This window comes from Streptomyces sp. 6N223, assembly GCF_052246635.1.
GTDB lineage: Bacteria > Actinomycetota > Actinomycetes > Streptomycetales > Streptomycetaceae > Streptomyces.
The window spans coordinates 15799-33632 of the sequence record NZ_JBQQCA010000034.1 but is presented as its reverse complement, the minus strand read 5'-3'; the positions used below and the strand labels follow the sequence as shown (position 1 = coordinate 33632).

The window sequence follows — 17834 nt, the reverse complement described above, 5'->3', positions numbered from 1 at the left end:
TCACCGCTCCCCGCCCCGGCCGAGGGCGATGTCGTCCGGCCCAGCGGCGGGGGTGGCGCCGTCGCCGAGGGAGATCGCGTCGCCGAAGCGGTCTGCGAGGCGCGCCGTCAGGAGGCCGAGCGCGTCCCGCACCGCGGGATCGCCGATCTTGGGGCGCAGCTCCCGCGCCCGCGACAGGTCCCCCGGGCGGCTGTGGAGCAGCGGCCGCTCCAGGAGCTCACGCGCGGCGGCCAGGTGAGGACTGTGCACCTCAACGGCCCACCCATGGCCGGTGTGGACGTGGGTGGCGATCATGTCCTTCTCCGGAGAGATCGCCAGAAGAAGGCGGGGCGCATGGCCCTCGGGGAGATGCAGCCAGGGGCCGTCCGGGACGGGATTCCCTATCCGGGTGGCGAACTCGTCCTGCAACGGCAGCCCGAACCACGTCTCGAAGGGCCACAGCTCCCGGATCGGGCCATCGTGGTGGGCGGTGCGCCGTGCCGCTCCCTTCGCCGGGAACTCCCATATCTCGGTGTGGGGCCGGTAACTGAAGCCGTCTTCGTAGTTGTAGTGCAACGCCAGCGAGTCCGGAGAGAGGAAGGTGAGCACGGGTCCGATGCGCCGGTTGCCGGGAGAGGCGATCCGCCGGTCGCCGTGAGGGCCGCGCGGTCCCGCCTCGGCCTGGTGAACCACCTCGCCGTCCTCGCTCACCACCCAGATGCCGTGCCCGTCGAAGAAGGCGACGCGCCGGGCCTCCGGCAGCGTCGCGAGACAGCGGTGATCGATGTCGTGCCTGAAGCGGGCTCCCTTCCCGCCCGGTGCCAGCGGCCCGCGGATCGGCTGGTACCGCAGGGTGGTCGCGCCGGGATCGGCGAAGGTGAGCCCCTGGGGACCGACGGCCACGGCCCCACCGCTGGACCGCCCCAGGGCCGAGAGCTCGAAGGGCGGGCGGAGGACCGTGCGGTCCGGCACGATCCTGACGACGAGATACTTCCCATGGCTCACCAAGCTCACCAGAATCTCGTCGCCGAGGTGCAGCACCGTGTCCATCGAGCCCTGTTCAATCACGACCTCGCCGGCGTCCGACACCTCGCCCGTGCCGATGCGGAGCGTGTCCACCCCAAACCGGGCGCGGCCAAACTGGGTGCGTGGGAAGTCCTTGACCATCAGGGCGAGTTCGGCGGCGTCCGGGGCGAAGGACGCCGCGAGGGCGACGCGCGACGCGCTGACCGGCTCACTCCTGAGCAGAGGCTCGCGCGGCAGGCGGTCGACGGTCGCCCGGAGGTCCGACGCGGAGTGCCCGGCCAGCGCCGGGCGCTCCGGCTGCGGCGGCAGGAGGCGGGCGACCGCGGCCGCCTGGGCCAGGGGGAGGTCGCGGGCGAGGCGGCCGAGCTCGTCCCAGCGGTGGTGTTCGGCCAGGTGGTGGGCGAGGTAGTCGATCTCGCCGTGGGACATGGCGGCGATCCGGTCGCGCTCCTCGCCGGTGACCACGACGCGGATGACGTCGGCGTCGCCGTCGGCCCCCAGCACCACGCGCAGGCGTTCGCGCACCTCGGGCGTTGCCGCGCGGTAGGCCAGGGCGAGCAGCGAGCCGTCCGGGTCCAGGGCCCGGCGCTGGGCCTGCTGACCGATCAGCGTCAGGTACGCCGCCCGGTCGGCCGGCTCGGCCGGCCCCACTGCCAGCAGGTCCAGGACCTCCTCCTCCGACAGCCCTGCCGCCGCCGCCCGGATCGCGTCCTGCACGGCCGGATCCCCCGCAGCGCACGCGCGCACCAGCCGCCGCCACGCCCACCGTGTCACCAGGCCACGCGCGCCCTTCGCCAGCCGCCGCGCGACGCCGTCATCGTCGTTGACCATCACCCCTGTCTCACACCTCCAGCACCGGCACCGGGTGTGTCGCGGCCTCGGCGGTGCCGGCGTAGGAGGCGGAGTGGGCGCGGCCTTCGCGGAGCCAGACGCGGGGGCCCTGGATGGTCTCGCGCTGGGAGGTGCTCAGCGGCACCGTGCGATCGGCGGCGCGGGAGATGTCGTCAGTGGTCACGTCGCGGTCCTCGTTGAACGCCTCGTCCATGGCGTCCATGGCGTCCATGGCGTCGTCGGTGTCGCGGGCGAGGTGGTGGACGTCGAACGCCTGCGGGCCGCGACGGCGTTTGCGCAGGTGGACGGTGATGATCTCGCGGCGTTCGTTCTCGGTGGGCAGGTCGAGGAAGAACACGGCCCATGAAAATGCCTGCCCCGTCACGGTAAGCACCGTTACGGTACTAGGCCGCGATGCCCAGGGCCTCGCGGACGTCGCGCACCAGGAGGTTCGTGGTGCTGGTCGGCGACCAGTCGTTCGTGAGGTGGTTCTTCGCCAGCGCGAACGCGAAGCCGCGGCGCGGGTCGGCGAAGCCGATCGTCTCGCCGAGGCCGTCGTGTCCGAAGACGTGCGCCTCGCCCATGGGGGAGCCCGGCCGCCCCAGCAGGTACCCGAGGCCGCGCAGTATCGGATGGCCGCTGAGCACGTCCACGCCGTCGACGGCAGGCGCCGTCGCGGTCTCCAGCCGCTGCCGCGAGACGATCCGCACGCCGTCCAGCTCGCCGCCGCCCGCCAGCGCGGCGTACATCCGCGCCAGGCCCCGCGCCGAGCCCGAGCAGGTGGACGGCAGGCAGGCCAGCTGCCGGCCGGGGTGGTTGGCCTGGGTGACGGGCCGCAGCGTCTCCAGCGGCGCGTCCGCCGTCGCCTTCTGCTCCTCGGCCGCGCCGTCCTCGACGTGCCAGGCCATGCGCGGCAGCATCGACTCGGCGATGCCGATGGCGAGGGAGTCCTCGACGCCCAGCGGCCCGGTGATGTCCTCGCGGACCACCTGGTCGACGCGCCGCCCGTCGGCGCGCCGCACCGTCTCGCCCAGCAGCCAGCCGTAGGTCCCCGGGTGGTAGCCCGACTTGGTGCCCGGCTCCCAGACCGGCTCCAGGCCCGCGACCAGCTCGCACATGCGCTCCCAGTCGCACAGCTCGCCCAGGGTGGTGCCCTCGGGAAGATGGGGTACGCCCGCGGTGTGCGTCAGCGCGTGCCGCACCGTGATGCGGTCCTTGCCGCGCGTCCCGAACTCCGGCCAGTAGGCGGCGATCGGGGTGTCGTAGTCCACCACGCCGCGCTCGGCCAGCAGGTGAACGGCGGTCGCGGTGACGCCCTTGCCGCAGGAGAAGAGGTAGAACAGGGTGTCGCCGTCCACCTCCCTGCCCGTCTCAGGGTCGGCGACGCCCGCCCAGGCGTCGACCACCAACTCCCCCTCGAGGTACGCGGCTACCTGGAGGCCGATCTCCCGCCCCTCCGCGACGAGCCGCTCCAGAGCCGCCTCGATCCGACGCTGTGCGTCCACCTGAAAAACCTCTTCCACACCTTGTTCGACCGCGTGGCCGATTGACCATCATGCCCCATGTGTCGCCGCAAGAGCGGCGGACAAATCCTGGGCGACCTCGTGGAGGAGGGGGACCATCTTCTCCGTGGCCTCGTCCGTCACCCGGCCCGCCGGCCCGGAGACGGATATCGCGGCGGCGGTGGGGGCGTTCGGCACGCGGACGGCTATGCAGCGGACGCCTATCTCCTGCTCGTTGTCGTCCAGCGCGTAGCCGTCCTCCCGGACCGCGGTGAGGGCGGAGAGGAACGCGTCAGGCGTGGTGATGGTCCGCTCCGTGGCGGGCGGCATCCCCGTGCGGGCCAGCAGCGCGCGCACCTCGCGGTCCGGGAGCCCGGCCAGCAGCGCCTTGCCCACCCCCGTGGAGTGGGGCAGCACCCGGCGGCCCACCTCGGTGAACATCCGCATGGAGTGGTGTGAGGGCACCTGCGCCACGTACACCACCTCGTCGCCGTCGAGCAGCGCCATGTTCGCCGTCTCCCCGGTGCCCTCCACCAGCCGCGTCAGGTGCGGCCGCGCCCAGGTGGCCAGCGGCCGGGCGGCGCTCTCGCCGAGGCGGATCAGGCGCGGGCCCAGGGCGTAGCGGCGGTTGGCCTGCTGGCGGACGTAGCCGCTGGTGACGAGGGTGCGCATCAGGCGGTGGATGGTGGGCAGCGGCAGCCCGCTGCTGGTGGCGAGCTCGCTCAGGCCCGTCTCGCCTCCGGCGTCGGCCATGTGTTCCAGCAGCGCGAAGGCCCGTTCCAGGGACTGCACCCCACCGCCGGTGGGCTTGCGTACGTCGGACGGCGGCACGTCGTCGGGTCCTTTCCGGTCCTTCACGGCCCGTGCGGGTGGTTCTCAGCGAGCCTACCCGCCGCTTGACGACCGGCCCCACGCACCCGAGGATCTCTTCAACGATTTGTTGAAACATGGTGCGGACGGGACGGAGGAGGATGCCGGTGCCGGAAACGCCGGAGCTCGTGCTGCGTTCGACCCGCGTGGTCACGCCGGAGGGCGTCCGCGCCGCCGCCGTCGCCGTGGCGGGCGGCCGGATCGCCGAGGTGCTGCCGCACGAGGCGTACGCCGATGACGACCGTGCCCGGGACTACGGGGACGCCGCGCTGCTGCCCGGACTCGTCGACACCCACGTGCACATCAACGACCCGGGCCGCGCCGAGTGGGAGGGCTTCGCCACCGCCACCTCGGCCGCCGCCGCCGGGGGCGTCACGACCGTCCTCGACATGCCCCTCAACAGCGTCCCGCCGACCACCACGCCCGCCCACCTCGCCGTCAAGCGCTCCACGGCCGCGCCCAGCGCGTACACCGACACCGGATTCTGGGGCGGCGCGATCCCGGGGAACACCGGGGAGCTGCGCCCGCTGCACGAGGCGGGCGTCTTCGGCTTCAAGTGCTTCCTCTCACCATCGGGGGTCGAGGAGTTCCCGGAGCTCGCGCCCGCCGAACTCGCCGAGGCCATGACCGAGATCGCCGGCTTCGGCGGCCTGCTCATCGTGCACGCCGAGGACCCCGGGCACCTGGCCGCCGCGCCCTCGCCCGACGGCAGCCGCCGCTACGCCGACTTCCTCGCCTCCCGGCCGCCGGCAGCCGAGCTCGACGCCATCGCCCGGCTGGTGGCGCTGGCGCGGCGGCTCGACGCCCGGGTGCACGTGCTGCACCTGTCCTCCGCCGACGCGCTGCCGCTGATCGCCGAGGCCCGGGCGGCGGGCGTGCGGATCACCGCCGAGACCTGCCCGCACTTCCTGACGCTGACGGCCGAGGAGGTCCCCGACGGCGCGACGGAGTTCAAGTGCTGCCCGCCCATCCGGGAGGCCGCCAACCGGGACGCGCTGTGGTCGGGACTCGCCGACGGCACGATCGACTGCGTCGTCTCCGACCACTCGCCCTGCACCGCCGAGCTGAAGGTCCCCGACTTCGGCACGGCCTGGGGCGGCATCGCCTCCCTCCAGCTCGGCCTCCCGGCCGTGTGGACGGAGGCGGCCGCGCGCGGCTTCGGCCTGGCCGACGTGGCCCGCTGGATGGCCGCCGGCCCGGCCCGCCTCGCCGGGCTCGACGGCCGCAAGGGCGCGATCGCCGCGGGCCACGACGCCGACATCGCCGTGCTCGACCCCGAGACCACCTTCACCGTCGACCCCGCGGCGCTCCACCACCGCAACCCGGTCACCGCCTACGCCGGGCGCACGCTGCGCGGCGTGGTCCGCGCCACGTGGCTGCGGGGGCGGCTCATCGCGGCGGACGGCCGCGTCACGGGGCCCCGCGGGCGGCTCATCGAGCGTGGGGGGAGCGGCGCGACCGGCGTCCCCGAGGTGGTCGGCGCGGCCCGCCCGGCAAGCGCGGGGCGAAAGGAGACCACCGCATGAGCGGGCGCCGCCCGCGCGCGGAAGCGGGGGACGCCGCTACGCCGGATATTCCCCGCTTCACGGGCGCGGCAGCGCCCTACCGCGGCGGCGACCCGTACGCCGACTACCGCGCGCCCGACCCGGACGCGCTGCCCTTCGGCCGTCTTCCCGACCTGGCCTCACGCCGCCTGGGCGGCTCCGTGACCGCCGCCGGCGACGAGTTCTTCGCCGAGCGGGAGAACCTGATCGCGCCCGGCCCCGCCCGCTTCGACCAAGGGGCGTTCGGCCACAAGGGCAAGGTGATGGACGGCTGGGAGACCCGTCGCCGCCGGGGCGCCGCCGCCAACGCGCCGCATCCGGCCGCGGACGACCACGACTGGGCGATCGTGCGCCTCGGCGCGCCCGGCATCGTCCACGGCCTGATCGTGGACACCGCCCACTTCCGGGGCAACCACCCGAGCGAGGTGAGCGTCGAGGCAGCGGCGTTCCGCGACGACGACGGCGCCGTCGCCCGCGACGCCGCCTGGACCACGTTGGTGCCGCGCACCCCGGTCGGCGGCCACGCCGCCAACGCCTTCGCCGTCGGCGCCGAGCGGCGCTGGACGCACCTGCGGCTGCGCCAGTACCCGGACGGCGGGGTGGCCCGGCTGCGCGCGCACGGCGAGGTGGTGCCGGACCCGGCGTGGCTGGCGGCGCTCGGCACCTTCGACCTGGCAGCCCTGGAGCACGGCGGTGTCGCCGAGGACGCCTCCGACATCTTCTTCTCGCCGCCGGAGCACAGCATCATGCCGGGGCGTTCCCGCTCCATGGAGGAGGGCTGGGAGACCCGCCGGCGCCGGGACGGCGGCCACGACTGGGTGCGGTACCGGCTCGCCGGGCGGGCCGTGATCCGGGCGGTGGAGATCGACACCGGCTGCTACAAGGGCAACGCCCCCGGCTGGGCGGCGCTTTCGGTGGCCGACGACCCCGGGGCGGGCGGCGAGTGGCGCGAGGTGCTGCCACGCACCCGGCTGTGGCCGGACGCCGTGCACCGCTTCGTGCTGGCCGCCCCGGCGGCAACGCACGCACGTCTGGACATCTTCCCGGACGGCGGGGTGGCGCGGCTGCGGCTGCACGGCTCGCTGACCGAGGACGGCGCGCGGCGTCTCGCGGAGCGGCACCGCGCGCTGGGGGGCTGAGGGGCAGCGTCGCGGCGTGGTGTTCCCCGTCTGCGGCGAACCTGTGGAGCAGACACGGCTCCTGTGAACTCCTGGGAAATATCACCGATGTGCCGTTGACGCGCGTCACACTACGCGCGTCACACTGATTGGCATGGGCATGAACTTTCCCCGAGGCTTCCGACGGATCGTCCGGACCGGCGCCGCCGCGTCCCTGCTCTCGACCCTGCTCATCGGCGGCGCGGCCGCGACCGCCAACGCGAGCACGGCCCCCACCCTCACCCCCACAACCGCCTCCGCCGCAGCGGTCGTTCCGTTCGACTACGGCGACATCTGCTACAGCGACCTCCCCGCCGAGGCGTACGACACCCTCGACCTCATCGAGGCCGGCGGCCCCTTCCCCTACCCGGAGGACGGCGGCGTCTTCTACAACCGCGAGGGCCTGCTGCCCTCCCAGTCCGAGGGCTACTACCACGAGTACACCGTGGAGACGCCCGGCAGCGACGACCGCGGCGCCCGCCGCATCGTCACCGGCGAGAGCTACGAGGAGGACTACTACACCGCCGACCACTACGAGTCCTTCGACCTCATCAACTACGACTGCTGACGGGCCGCTGACGCCCTGCCGGCGGGCCGCAGGGCAGCAGCGCCGCACCTGAAAGACTCGCGTCCCCCCACACACGGCGCCGGGATCGTCCCCCTCTCGATCCCGGCGCCGTGCCCTGTGCCGAGCCCGCACGTTTGACGCGGCCCCGCCGCGCACAGCATCTTCGGAGAACGAAGGGGTGACCGGCAGTGACGGTGCGGCAGGGAGCGGACGAGGCGATGGGCGACGCGATCATCGACCTGGCGGAGCTGAGCGAGGACTTCGACGCCGACCCGTACGCCGTCTTCGCCGCGCTGCGCGAACGCGGCCCGGTGCACCACATCCGGATGGCCAAGGGCGCCGACGGCTGGCTCGTCGTCGGCTACGACGAGGTGCGCGCCACCCTCGCCGACGCCCGGCTGAGCAAGAACTGGGCCCACGCCGCCGACAAGCTCAGGAAGCTGCGCGTCTCCACGGGCTACCACATGCTCGGCGCCGACCCACCGGACCACACCCGGCTGCGCAGGCTCGTGGCGCGGGAGTTCACCGCGCGGCGCATCCAGGCGCTGGCGCCGCGCGTCCAGCGGATCACCGACGAGCTGCTGGACGCCATGCTCGCCGCCCCCGACGGCCGGGCCGACCTCGTCGACGGCCTCGCCTTCCCGCTGCCGATCCGCATGATCTGCGAGCTGCTCGGCGTTCCCTTCCTGGACCACGAGCGGTTCAGGGCCTGGTCGAACGCCCTGCTGAGCGGGGCGCCGACCGGGGAGAAGCAGGACATCATGCGGCAGATGTCCGAGTACCTGGCCGCGCTGCTCGACGCCAAGCGCGAGAAGCCGGGCGACGACCTGATGAGCGCCCTGATCACCACCGCCGACGAGGACGGCGACCGGCTCTCGGCGGACGAACTCCTCGGCACCGCCTGGCTGCTGCTGATCGCGGGCCACGAGACGACCGTCCACCTCATCGTCAACGGCGTGCTGGCGCTGCTCCTCCACCCCGAACAACTCGCCGCGCTGCGCGCCGACTGGGGGCTGCTCGACGGCGCCGTCGAGGAGATGCTGCGCTACGACGGACCGGTCCTCACGCCCACCTTCCGCTTCACCGTCGACCCCGTCGAGATCGGCGGCACGCTCATCCCGGGCGGCGGCGAGCTGGTGCTGCCCGCCATCGGCGACGCCGACCGCGACGCGGCCCGCTTCCCCGACCCGCTGCGCTTCGACATCCGGCGGGAGACCGGAGGCCACATGGCGTTCGGCCACGGCATCCACTACTGCCTGGGCGCCCCGCTGGCCCGCCTGGAGGGCCGCATCGCCATCCGCTCCCTCCTCGAACGCGCCCCCGGCCTCGCCCTGGACGCCGACCCCACCGCCCTGGCCTGGCGCAGCGGCATGATGATCCGCGGGCCGCACCGCCTGCCCGTCCGCTGGCGGTAGCGGACCCGGACCCTCTTCGACGGGCACGACGCCGCCGTCACCCCGCGCCGAGGCCCAGTCCCAGCAGCAGCGCCTCCTCACCGTGCCGGGCGACGAGTTGCAGGCCGACCGGCTCCCCGGCGCGGGTGCGGCCGGCGGGCAGGCTGATCGCCGGGTGACCGCTGAGGTTGAACGCCCACGCCAGCGCCGTCGACATCAGCTCGCCCGGCCCCTCGTGGCCGTGCGGCGGGTTCGGCGTGGTGGGGGTGGCCAGCAGGTCGGCGGCGGCGAAGACCTCGGCGAGCGCGGCGTCGTTGGCGGCGCGCAGCGCACGCGCGGCGCTGCCGGGGTCGCCCCGGCGCAACGCCGCCCAGGCGGGCGCCGGGTCGCGCAGCAGCACCGGCTCCGGCGGCGCGGCCGGCGCCAGCCCGTGACGAGCCATCAGCTCCCGCAGCGCCGCCTCCGCCACGGCCGCCACCTCCGCGTCCGTGCCGGCGAAGCCGAGGTCCGCCGACCACACCACCCGCGCGCCCGGCGGCGGGGGAGCCGCGCTCACCTCCTGCCCGGTGACCGCGCTCAGCCAGGCGGCGGCGTCCTCGGCGTACCGCACCAGCGGGCCGCCGACGTTCAGGCCCGCCCGGTCGCGGGCCGGGAGGCGGCCGTTGGTCGGCTTCAGGCCGATCACGCCGCACCACGCGGCCGGGATGCGGACCGATCCCGCCCCGTCGCTGCCGGTCGCCAGCGGCACCATCCCGGCGGCGACCGCGACCGCCGAGCCCGCCGACGAGCCGCCGGGGGAGCGGTCGGGCAGCAGCGGGTTCAGTGTGGGTCCTCGTTCCGTCCCACCCCACGTCTGCCACACCGTCCCCGGCCCTGGTGTGGACGTCGCGCCGACCGGCACGCAGCCGGCGGCCAGCAGCCGTCGGCTGTGCTCCGAGGCACGGCCCTCGGTGGCCTTCACCGCTATCGGGACCCCGGCCAGCGGCAGCCGCCGCCCCCGCCGCACCTCGGCGTCCACCCACCGGGCCCGCGCCGCCGCGTCATCGGGCCAGACCTCGGTGAACGCCCGCAGCCACGAGTCGAGCCGGCCGATCCGCCGCAGCGCGTCAGCGGTCACCTCGGCCGCCGTCGGCTCCCCCGCCCGCACCGCCGCGGCGATGCCGGTGGCGGAGTGCTGGGCCCGTTCGCCCAATCCGCCCTACTTCTCAGGGTTCTTGAGACCGCCTATGAACGCGGCCCAGGCCCGTTCGGCGAAGAGCACGGCCGGGCCCTGTGGGTTCTTGGAGTCACGGACGGGGAGTATGCCGGGGTGGCCGTCGGCGACCTCCAGGCATTCGTCCGGTCCGTGGTCGTCGCCGCCGCCGCTGTAGCTGGACTTGCGCCATCCCGAGAGGGCCGACGCGTCCGGGATGTGCTTCTCAGCCTGCATGCTCGAATTCCTCCGCCAAAGCCTCGATCAGGTCGAGCGACTGTTGCGAGCACAGCGCCTCGCCCAGCACGAGCGCGTAAAGCCGCTGGTAGTCGGCGATGCTGGCCGGATCGTCCACGACCCGCCCCATCATCACGCCCTCAACGTACGCGACGGTTGGTTGGTCGTCGAACTCCATAAGCATGACCGACCCGTGCAAGAGTGCATGTGCGCCAACCGCGTGTGGCAGGACGTAGACCCTGGCCCGGCCGGAACGGATCAGCGAGGCGATGTGGCGCAGCTGGCGGGCCATCCCAGCAGGGCCACCAACTTGGCGGCGCAGCACGTTCTCGTCGAGGATCGCCCAGTACTCGGGCATCGCCGGGTCGTCCAGGATGCGGGCGCGCTTCATCCGGCTGGCGACGCGTTCCTCGATTTCAGCCTCCGTGTTGGTGGGGCGGGTCGCCCGCATCACCGCCCGCGCGTACTCCTCGGTCTGCAACAGCCCCGGCACCAGCGTTGCCGCGTAGTACTGGATCGTGGTCGCCTGCTTCTCCAGTTCCTGGGCCTGCGCGAAGTACGCCGCCACCGGCCCGTCGTCCAGCGTCGGCAGCCACCGGACGAAGAAGCCGCCCGTGTTCAGCACCTCGTCCAGGCGCGCCGCGTCCTCCGGGCTCGGCTTCCGTCGACCCGCCTCCCAGTGGGCGATGAGCGAGGGCGAGCAGATCACCAGCTCGCTCAGCGACAGCTGCGTGTGCCCGGCGGCTTCGCGCCGGACCCGCAGCTCCTCCCCGTACGCCTGCCTCGTCGGCGGCACCTGCCGCGTGGCCTTGCCGTTGCCGCGCTTCTTGCTGCTGCCCGCACCCATGTGACGACTCCCTTGTCAAGCCAGTGAGTTGCCTGACCTGTCCTGTCACGCGAGCCTACGGACGTTACGCGCACGCTGCGGCGATAACGGATGCACGCACGCCGCCGCGCGCCCCGTCGTGCACTACTCCGGCTCGCGCAGCTCCAGCACCGCCACGCCGTACGGCTCCAGCTCGACCGACTCGACCGCGTCCCCGCCGTCGAGAGCCGTCAGCCGGGCGCCTTCCGGCAGCGTCGGTTTGACCGAAAGCCGCTCGCGCGCCTGGCTGACCAGCCAGACGAAGGTCCGCCCGTCCTGGCGCACCAGGCGGTCCACCGCGACCCGGTCGTCGTCCACCGTGACCGGCCGCGCCACCCCGGCCTCGACTGCCAGCGCCCGGTACAGCGTGCTGGTGGCCTCCGGGTTGACGCGCGGGGTGACCGCGGCCATGTGCTCGATCGGGTAGGTGCTCAGCACGACGCTGCCCGCGCCCACCGCGCGCCGCAGCAGCGCGGGGCGGCCGTGGGCGTCGGTGGCGAGCACCTCCGCGTCCACCGGTTCGACCGGCAGGAACACGCGGCTGTGGCGTGTGCCGGCCGCCCGGAAGTTCAGCCGCGCCCCGGTCGGGAGGGAGCCGAGGGCGCGGCTGAACGTCCACGTGACCTCGTCGTCCTCGATCGGGTCGACGAGGCCGTACTCCAGCAGGTGCCGCACGCCGAAGAGCCGGTTGAGGTGCGCGTACCACGGGCCGCGCTGCTCCTCGTGGGCGCCGGGGGAGTACGACACGTAGACCGTGGCCCCGGCGCGGGCCAGCTCCTCCAGCCGGTACCAGGTGGGGGAGAGCAGCTGCTTGGCCGACGGCACCAGATACAGCCGGGCGCCCTCCGGCAGCGGCCCGTCGCTCTCGCGCACCAGCGCGGGCGGCGCGTCGGCCAGCCGGGCCGCGATCCACGCCTGGCGGCCGGTCTCCTGCACGTACTGCCGGTCCTCGGGCCGGGTGAACGGATAGACCGTGTCGAGGTAGGAGGAGATCACCAGCGCGGCGTCGCTGTCGGGGCGGCGGCAGCGGGCGAAGTCGACGCGGCGCAGCACCTCGGCGAAGGCGCGCAGCTCGCGCAGCGGTGCCTTGGGGCGGCCCTCGGCGTCCGTGATGCCGAAGTGCATCTCGAAGGCGTGGTGGCGGTACGGCGGCTGCTCGCGCAGCGCGTCGTAGTCGGCGTTGTTCCACGCCACCCAGCCGGTCGCGCCGGCCAGCAGGGAGTTGTGCAGCGCCTGCCGGTAGTAGCGGGCCGCGCCCTCGTCGGAGGCGAAGTCGGTGGTCAGGCCGAACTCCTCCAGGATCACGGGCCGCCCGAAGGTGCCGGTCAGCTCGCAGACCCAGGCCGCGGCGTGGTGCTGGCGTACGGCGTCGTCCTCCATGCGGTAGACGTGCGGGCCGAGGAAGTCGCACAGCGCGGCGGTGTCGGTGAGGCGGAAGCCGTTGTCGAAGCCGGAGTTCTCCAGTCCCCAGGCGCCGTCGCCCAGCGAGACCGGCTGGGTGCCCCCGGCGGCGCGCACGGCGTTCACCATCAGCTGTGCCCAGGCGGCGACGGCCTCGCGGGGCGCCTCGGGCTCGCCGGGCGGGGAGCCGTAGATCGGCATCTCGTTGGAGACCAGCCAGCCCGCCACCGCGGGGTGGCCCTTGAAACGCCGCACCATCTCGCCCGCGAACCACGCCTGACGGGCCACCAGCCACACGTCGGTGTACAGGTCGCGGCCGCCGCGCCACGCCGGGTCCCAGTTCTCGCCCGACATGTGGCCGACGAGGAACGTCGGCACCGTGGTCATGCCCAGCGCCTGGTGGCGGTCGAGGAAGTCGGCGTAGCGGGCGCACATCTCCTCGTCGACGCGGTCGGGCTCGGGGTGGAAGTCCGGCCAGTAGAAGAACGAGCGGGTCATGGTCAGCCCGTGGTCGCGCAGCGTGCGCAGTTCCTCGGCGACGACCTCGCCGTCGTAGGTCCGCCACATCAGCGGGCCGCCGGTGCGTGACCAGTAGTTGGCGCCGAGCCAGATCCGCGCGCGGCCGTCGCTGGCGAGCAGGGCAGAAGGGCGCTGCATCAAATCTCCCTCACAGGGCCAAGACAGGGGTCAGTGGTGCGCCGGCCGATGCGAACGGACGTGCCGCGCGTCCAGCAGTGAACTCGCTATACCGGTTAAGCGTCAAGGGCGCCCACCGGCGCGCAGGTGACGGCGTTATCGCCCTGCGGAGGCGGAGCGAGCCCGTGGCCTAAACCGGTTTATGAAGGGGCTTCTCCGATCACGACTCACGCGGCTCCGGAGTCAGCGCCGGTCGCGGGCGCTGCCGCGGTCGAGCCGCGCAGCCGCAGCGAGGGCGGCGGGTCCTCCAGGTCGCCCACGTCCGCGCCGCCCGCCGCCTGCCGCAGCCGCCGCGCCGCGCGGGCGCCGTACAGCGCGATGTCGCGGCTGAGCGCCGTCAGCGAAGGGCTGACCAGCTCGCACAGCGCCGAGTCGTCCCAGGCCACGACCGACAGCTCGGCCGGGACCTTGCATCCCAGGCCCTGGGCGGCGGTCAGCCCGGACAGCGCCATCACGTCGTTGTCGTAGACGATCGCGGTCGGCCGCCGCCCGGCCGGACCCGCCAGCAGCTCCTGCGTCGCCGACGCCCCGCTCTCCCCGCTGTAGTCCCCCTCCAGCGTCCGTCCGTCGATCCCCAGCCGGACCGTGAACTCCTCGAACGCCTCGGTGCGCACGCGCGTGTGCCGCAGGTGCGCCGGCCCCGAGACGCGGGCGACGCGGCGGTGCCCGAGCTCGGCCAGGTGCGTGACCACGGTGGACACCCCCGCCGCGTCGTCGCTCCACACCGTGGGCAGGCCGCCGGTGCCCATCGGCGCGCCGATGACGACCGTCGGCATGCCGAGCGACTCCAGCACCGGCACCCGGGCGTCGTCGACCTGCAGGTCGACGAGGAAGACCCCGTCCACCAGCCGCCGCGCCCACCAGTTCCGGTAGAGCGCGATCTCCGCCGCCTGGTCCTCGGCCATGGTCAGCAGCAGCGGCGTGGTGTCCCGGGCGAGCTCGGCCTGGATGCCCGAGATCAGCTGCATGAAGTACGGCTCGATGCCCAGGGTCCTGGCGGGCCGGTCGATGACCAGGCCGAACGAGCCGGCGCGCCCGTCGGACAGGGCGCGCGCCGCGCTGCTGGGCTGCCAGCCCAGCTCCTCGGCGATCGCCAGGATTCGGCGCCGCGTCGGCTCCGAGACCCCCGGCCTGCCGTTCAGGGCGAAGGACACGGCGGCCTTGGTGACCCCCGCGCGCCGGGCGATGTCCTGCATGGTCGGACGCTTCAACGGTTCTCCTCACGGCGTTTCCGATGCTGAATCACTAATCCGGTTCAGCCAGGCCCCGGTCCGCCCGCCGGCGTCAACGCGCCGAAGCGGCTACGACATGGTCATCGAATGACTGGCGGAAAGGCAATGCGGCGGCATTGACAACCCGATCGGTCCCGTTCCGATTTCCTGGCACAACGCGCGCGCCGGAGGCGCGCGGACAGCCCGGAACGACGCCGTGTGAACTCACCCGGGGCCATAACGGCGCGGTATCCGCCAGGTACCAGCCCGTCACCAGCGCGGCGCCGCAGGCCCGGGTGTCGGCACCGTGAGGCAGAATCGAGCCGATGAGTACTTACAGTGAGCGCGCCCACCGCCTGTCGGCCCGAGGCACGGTGCTGCGCACCATCGCCACCCGCGAGCGCCGCTCACACCTCTCCGCTCCCCGCGTGCCCACCGTCGGCATCGACATCGGCGGCACCAAGGTGATGGCCGGCGTGGTCGACGCCGACGGCTCCGTGCTGGAGCGGCTGCGCGCCGAGACTCCCGACAAGTCCAAGAGCCCCAAGGTCGTCGAGGACATCATCGTCGAGCTGGTGCTCGACCTCTCCGACCGGCACGACGTGCACGCGGTGGGCGTCGGCGCCGCCGGATGGGTGGACACCGACCGCTCCCGCGTGCTGTTCGCGCCCCACCTCGCCTGGCGCAACGAGCCGCTGCGCGACGCGCTCGCGGCCCGCCTGGCCGTGCCGATCCTCGTCGACAACGACGCCAACTCCGCGGCCTGGGGGGAGTGGCGCTTCGGCGCGGGCCGCGGCGCCGACCACCTGGTGATGATCACGCTGGGCACCGGCATCGGCGGCGCCATACTGGAGGGCGGCAGCGTCAAGCGCGGCGCGTACGGCGTGGCGGGGGAGTTCGGCCACATGCAGGTCGTGCCCTCCGGGCACCGCTGCCCCTGCGGCAACCGCGGCTGCTGGGAGCAGTACAGCTCGGGCAACGCCCTGGTCCGCGAGGCCCGGGAGCTGGCCGCCGCCGACTCCCCCGTCGCGCAGCACATCCTCGAGCGCGTCGGAGGCAACGTCGCCGACATCACCGGCCCGCTCATCACCGGGCTGGCCCGCGAGGGCGACGCCATGTGCGTGGAGCTGCTCCAGGACATCGGGCAGTGGCTGGGCGTGGGCCTGGCCAACCTCGCCGCCGCCCTCGACCCCACCTGCTTCGTCATCGGCGGCGGCGTCAGCGACGCCGACGACCTCCTCATCGGCCCCGCACGCGAGGCGTTCCGCCGCCAGCTCACCGGCCGCGGGTACCGCCCGGAGGCCCGCATCGTCCGGGCCCACCTCGGCGCCGACGCGGGCATGGTCGGCGCCGCCGACCTCAGCCGCCTGGTGGCCCGCCGCTTCCGCCGGGCCAACCGCCGCCGCGCCGAGCGCCGCCGCCGCACGGGCCTGCGCACCGGATTCGAGCTTCGGCTGCCGCCGAGAGGACGGACGACCCGGCCATGACCACGACCACGCCCGCCGTGCCCCCCGCCACGCCGGCGGACGCCGACGTGGGCACCCCCCAGCTCCCGCCGCGCCGCCCGCGGCGCCGCTGGCTGACCGCCCTCACCATCGCCCTGCTGATCGCCATCCCCGCCGGGTACATCGTGCTCTCCGCGTACCAGAGCCGGGACAGCGGTGAGGAGAAGGGCCGCGCCGCCTCCGCCCGCACGCTGATCTACGAGTGGCCCAGCAAGGTGCAGCGCCGCATCTACGACGTGCCGGTCCCCGACGGCGTCACGTACGTCGGGCACTTCGAGACCAACACCTGGGAGCGCAGCACGCTGTATGTGCAGTTCCGGGCCGAGCCCGCGCAGCTCAGCTTCTTCCTGGAGGAGCTGGGCACCACCCGCGCCGAGCTGAACGAGGGCACCGTCACCATTCCCCGCGCCCAGGCCGACCAGGTCGGCTGGGTCCTGGACGACCCCTCCCGCGTCTACGCCGGCACCATCGTGCAGCAGTCGCCGGAGGAGCCCGAGGTAGCCGTCACCGTCGACGTCACCCACGAGGCACGCCCCCGGATCTACGTGGCCTCCACGGCGCATCCCTGACGGGCGCCCGGCGCGCCCACAGCAGCTACAGCAGTTCGGCCGCCAGCCGCTCGGCCGTCGCCTCCAGCAGCGGGCCCGCCTGGGCCACGCAGCGCTCCACGTCCGGTTCGAGGTCGGTCAGGGCGTACGCCGCGTCGATGCCGGCGCCCCGCAGCTCCGCCTCGCTCAGCGTCAGCCGCCCGCACACCGCCACCACCGGCCGGCCCGCCGCCCGCGCCGCCGCCGCCACGCCCGCCGGCGCCTTGCCGTGCAGCGTCTGCGCGTCCAGCGACCCCTCCCCGGTGATCACCAGGTCCGCCGGGCCCAGCGCCTTCGCGAAGTCCACGACCTCCAGCATCACCTCGATACCCGGCCGGAACGTGGCGTGGAGCCCGAGCAGCGCCGCGAAGCCGACGCCCCCGGCCGCCCCCGCCCCCGGCGCCTGCGCGCAGCGCCCCGCCCGCGCGCCCACCGACGCCTCCAGCACGTGCGCGAAGTGCTCCAGCGCCGCGTCCAGCGCCTCCGCGTCCACCGGATCGGCGCCCTTCTGCGGCCCGTAGACGTGGGCCGCGCCCTTCGGGCCCGTCAGGGGGTTGTCCACGTCGCTGGCGAGCACGACGTCGACGCTACGCAGCCGCTCGTCAAGACCCGACAGGTCGGCCGTGGCCAGCTCCCGCAGCGGCCCGCCGCCCAGCGCCACCGGGTCGCCGTCGTCGTCCAGCAGCTCCGCGCCGAGCGCGCTCAGCATCCCGGCGCCGCCGTCCGTCGTCGCCGAGCCGCCCACGCCCAGCACGATGGAGCGGGCCCCGGCGTCCAGCGCCGCCGCGATCAGCTCGCCCGTGCCGTAGCTCGTCGCGGTGAGGGGCGCGAAGGTGTGCGGCGGCAGCAGCGTCAGGCCCGAGGCCTGCGCCATCTCCACGACCGCCGTGCGCCCGCGCATCGCGAAGCGGGCCTGAACCGGTATCCCCAGCGGGCCGGTGACCTCGGCCTCGCGCGGCGCGTACCCGGCGGCGACGGCCGCGTCCACCGTGCCGTCCCCGCCGTCTGCGACCGGCCGCGCGACCACGGTCGCGCCCGGCCGGGCTCTGCGGATCCCGGCGGTGACGCGCTCGGCGACCTCGACCGCCGTCAGCGAGCCCTTGAACTTGTCCGCGGCGATCAGCACCCGCCTCGTCATCCCCGTGTCAGTCATCGTGTTCCGCCTCTGTGGTGGTCGGCTCGAACAGGCGTCGCACGGCCGACCCTATCCGGCCAGCCTGGCACGGGACCACGAACGCCGTCGTGCAGCCGCCACGCCGCCGCCACGCC

The 17834-nt window shown here is 74.2% G+C and carries 16 protein-coding genes; 6 read left to right on the top strand and 10 right to left on the bottom strand.

The features are described from left to right. Genes ACTWQH_RS20850 through ACTWQH_RS20835 form a run of 4 tightly spaced genes read right to left on the bottom strand, consistent with a single transcriptional unit; the run spans position 1 to position 4169 of the window. Complete coding sequence (locus ACTWQH_RS20850) at positions 1 to 1836, bottom strand: hypothetical protein (protein WP_443288169.1); 1836 nt, start codon at positions 1834 to 1836, stop codon at positions 1 to 3. Between the two features lie 10 nt (positions 1837 to 1846). Continuing rightward, complete coding sequence (locus tag ACTWQH_RS20845; protein WP_443288168.1) at positions 1847 to 2230, bottom strand: hypothetical protein; 384 nt, start codon at positions 2228 to 2230, stop codon at positions 1847 to 1849. A 10-nt stretch (positions 2231 to 2240) separates the two neighbouring features. Continuing rightward, a complete protein-coding gene (locus ACTWQH_RS20840; RefSeq protein ID WP_443288167.1) occupies positions 2241 to 3341 on the bottom strand; it encodes a serine hydrolase domain-containing protein in 1101 nt (366 codons plus the stop codon). A 48-nt stretch (positions 3342 to 3389) separates the two neighbouring features. Next, the gene (locus ACTWQH_RS20835) at positions 3390 to 4169 is read right to left on the bottom strand and encodes an IclR family transcriptional regulator (RefSeq protein WP_443288166.1); all 780 of its coding nucleotides are present in this window, start codon (positions 4167 to 4169) and stop codon (positions 3390 to 3392) included. A 146-nt stretch (positions 4170 to 4315) separates the two neighbouring features. Between ACTWQH_RS20835 and allB the strand changes: the two genes are divergently transcribed. From allB to ACTWQH_RS20815, 4 genes are all read left to right on the top strand, one after another. Next, positions 4316 to 5734 (top strand): allantoinase AllB, encoded by a 1419-nt coding sequence (gene allB, locus ACTWQH_RS20830; protein WP_443288165.1) that lies wholly within the window; start codon positions 4316 to 4318, stop codon positions 5732 to 5734. Beyond that, complete coding sequence (gene alc, locus ACTWQH_RS20825; RefSeq protein ID WP_443288164.1) at positions 5731 to 6891, top strand: allantoicase; 1161 nt, start codon at positions 5731 to 5733, stop codon at positions 6889 to 6891. The genes allB and alc overlap by 4 nt, the downstream gene beginning before the upstream one ends. Positions 6892 to 7030: 139 nt before the next feature. Next, positions 7031 to 7477 (top strand): ribonuclease domain-containing protein, encoded by a 447-nt coding sequence (locus ACTWQH_RS20820; protein WP_443288163.1) that lies wholly within the window; start codon positions 7031 to 7033, stop codon positions 7475 to 7477. Between the two features lie 218 nt (positions 7478 to 7695). Continuing rightward, on the top strand, positions 7696 to 8892 hold the full coding sequence (locus tag ACTWQH_RS20815; RefSeq protein ID WP_443288208.1) for a cytochrome P450 family protein: 1197 nt from the start codon (positions 7696 to 7698) through the stop codon (positions 8890 to 8892). A 37-nt stretch (positions 8893 to 8929) separates the two neighbouring features. Here ACTWQH_RS20815 and ACTWQH_RS20810 read toward each other — a convergent pair whose 3' ends face one another. The 5 genes from ACTWQH_RS20810 to ACTWQH_RS20790 form a co-directional block, all read right to left on the bottom strand. After that, positions 8930 to 10063, bottom strand: coding sequence for an amidase family protein (locus tag ACTWQH_RS20810; protein WP_443288162.1), 1134 nt, complete (start codon positions 10061 to 10063; stop codon positions 8930 to 8932). Between the two features lie 6 nt (positions 10064 to 10069). Further along, positions 10070 to 10300, bottom strand: a complete 231-nt coding sequence (locus ACTWQH_RS20805; protein WP_443288161.1) for a DUF397 domain-containing protein — start codon at positions 10298 to 10300, stop codon at positions 10070 to 10072. After that, complete coding sequence (locus tag ACTWQH_RS20800) at positions 10290 to 11147, bottom strand: helix-turn-helix domain-containing protein (protein ID WP_443288160.1); 858 nt, start codon at positions 11145 to 11147, stop codon at positions 10290 to 10292. Before ACTWQH_RS20800 ends, ACTWQH_RS20805 begins: the two co-directional genes overlap by 11 nt. A 123-nt stretch (positions 11148 to 11270) precedes the next feature. Then, a complete protein-coding gene (locus ACTWQH_RS20795; protein ID WP_443288159.1) occupies positions 11271 to 13223 on the bottom strand; it encodes a cellulase family glycosylhydrolase in 1953 nt (650 codons plus the stop codon). 206 nt (positions 13224 to 13429) lie between these two features. Continuing rightward, positions 13430 to 14473, bottom strand: a complete 1044-nt coding sequence (locus ACTWQH_RS20790) for a LacI family DNA-binding transcriptional regulator (protein ID WP_443288158.1) — start codon at positions 14471 to 14473, stop codon at positions 13430 to 13432. A gap of 326 nt (positions 14474 to 14799) precedes the next feature. On the opposite strand from ACTWQH_RS20790, the gene ACTWQH_RS20785 reads away from it, so the two are divergent. Next, the gene (locus ACTWQH_RS20785) at positions 14800 to 15960 is read left to right on the top strand and encodes an ROK family glucokinase (protein ID WP_443288157.1); all 1161 of its coding nucleotides are present in this window, start codon (positions 14800 to 14802) and stop codon (positions 15958 to 15960) included. Continuing rightward, positions 15957 to 16547, top strand: a complete 591-nt coding sequence (locus ACTWQH_RS20780) for a hypothetical protein (RefSeq protein WP_443288156.1) — start codon at positions 15957 to 15959, stop codon at positions 16545 to 16547. Before ACTWQH_RS20785 ends, ACTWQH_RS20780 begins: the two co-directional genes overlap by 4 nt. Before the next feature lie 25 nt (positions 16548 to 16572). Here the strand turns inward: ACTWQH_RS20780 and ACTWQH_RS20775 are convergent, their stop codons facing one another. After that, a complete protein-coding gene (locus ACTWQH_RS20775) occupies positions 16573 to 17718 on the bottom strand; it encodes a glycerate kinase (protein ID WP_443288155.1) in 1146 nt (381 codons plus the stop codon). Positions 17719 to 17834 lie beyond the last annotated feature (116 nt).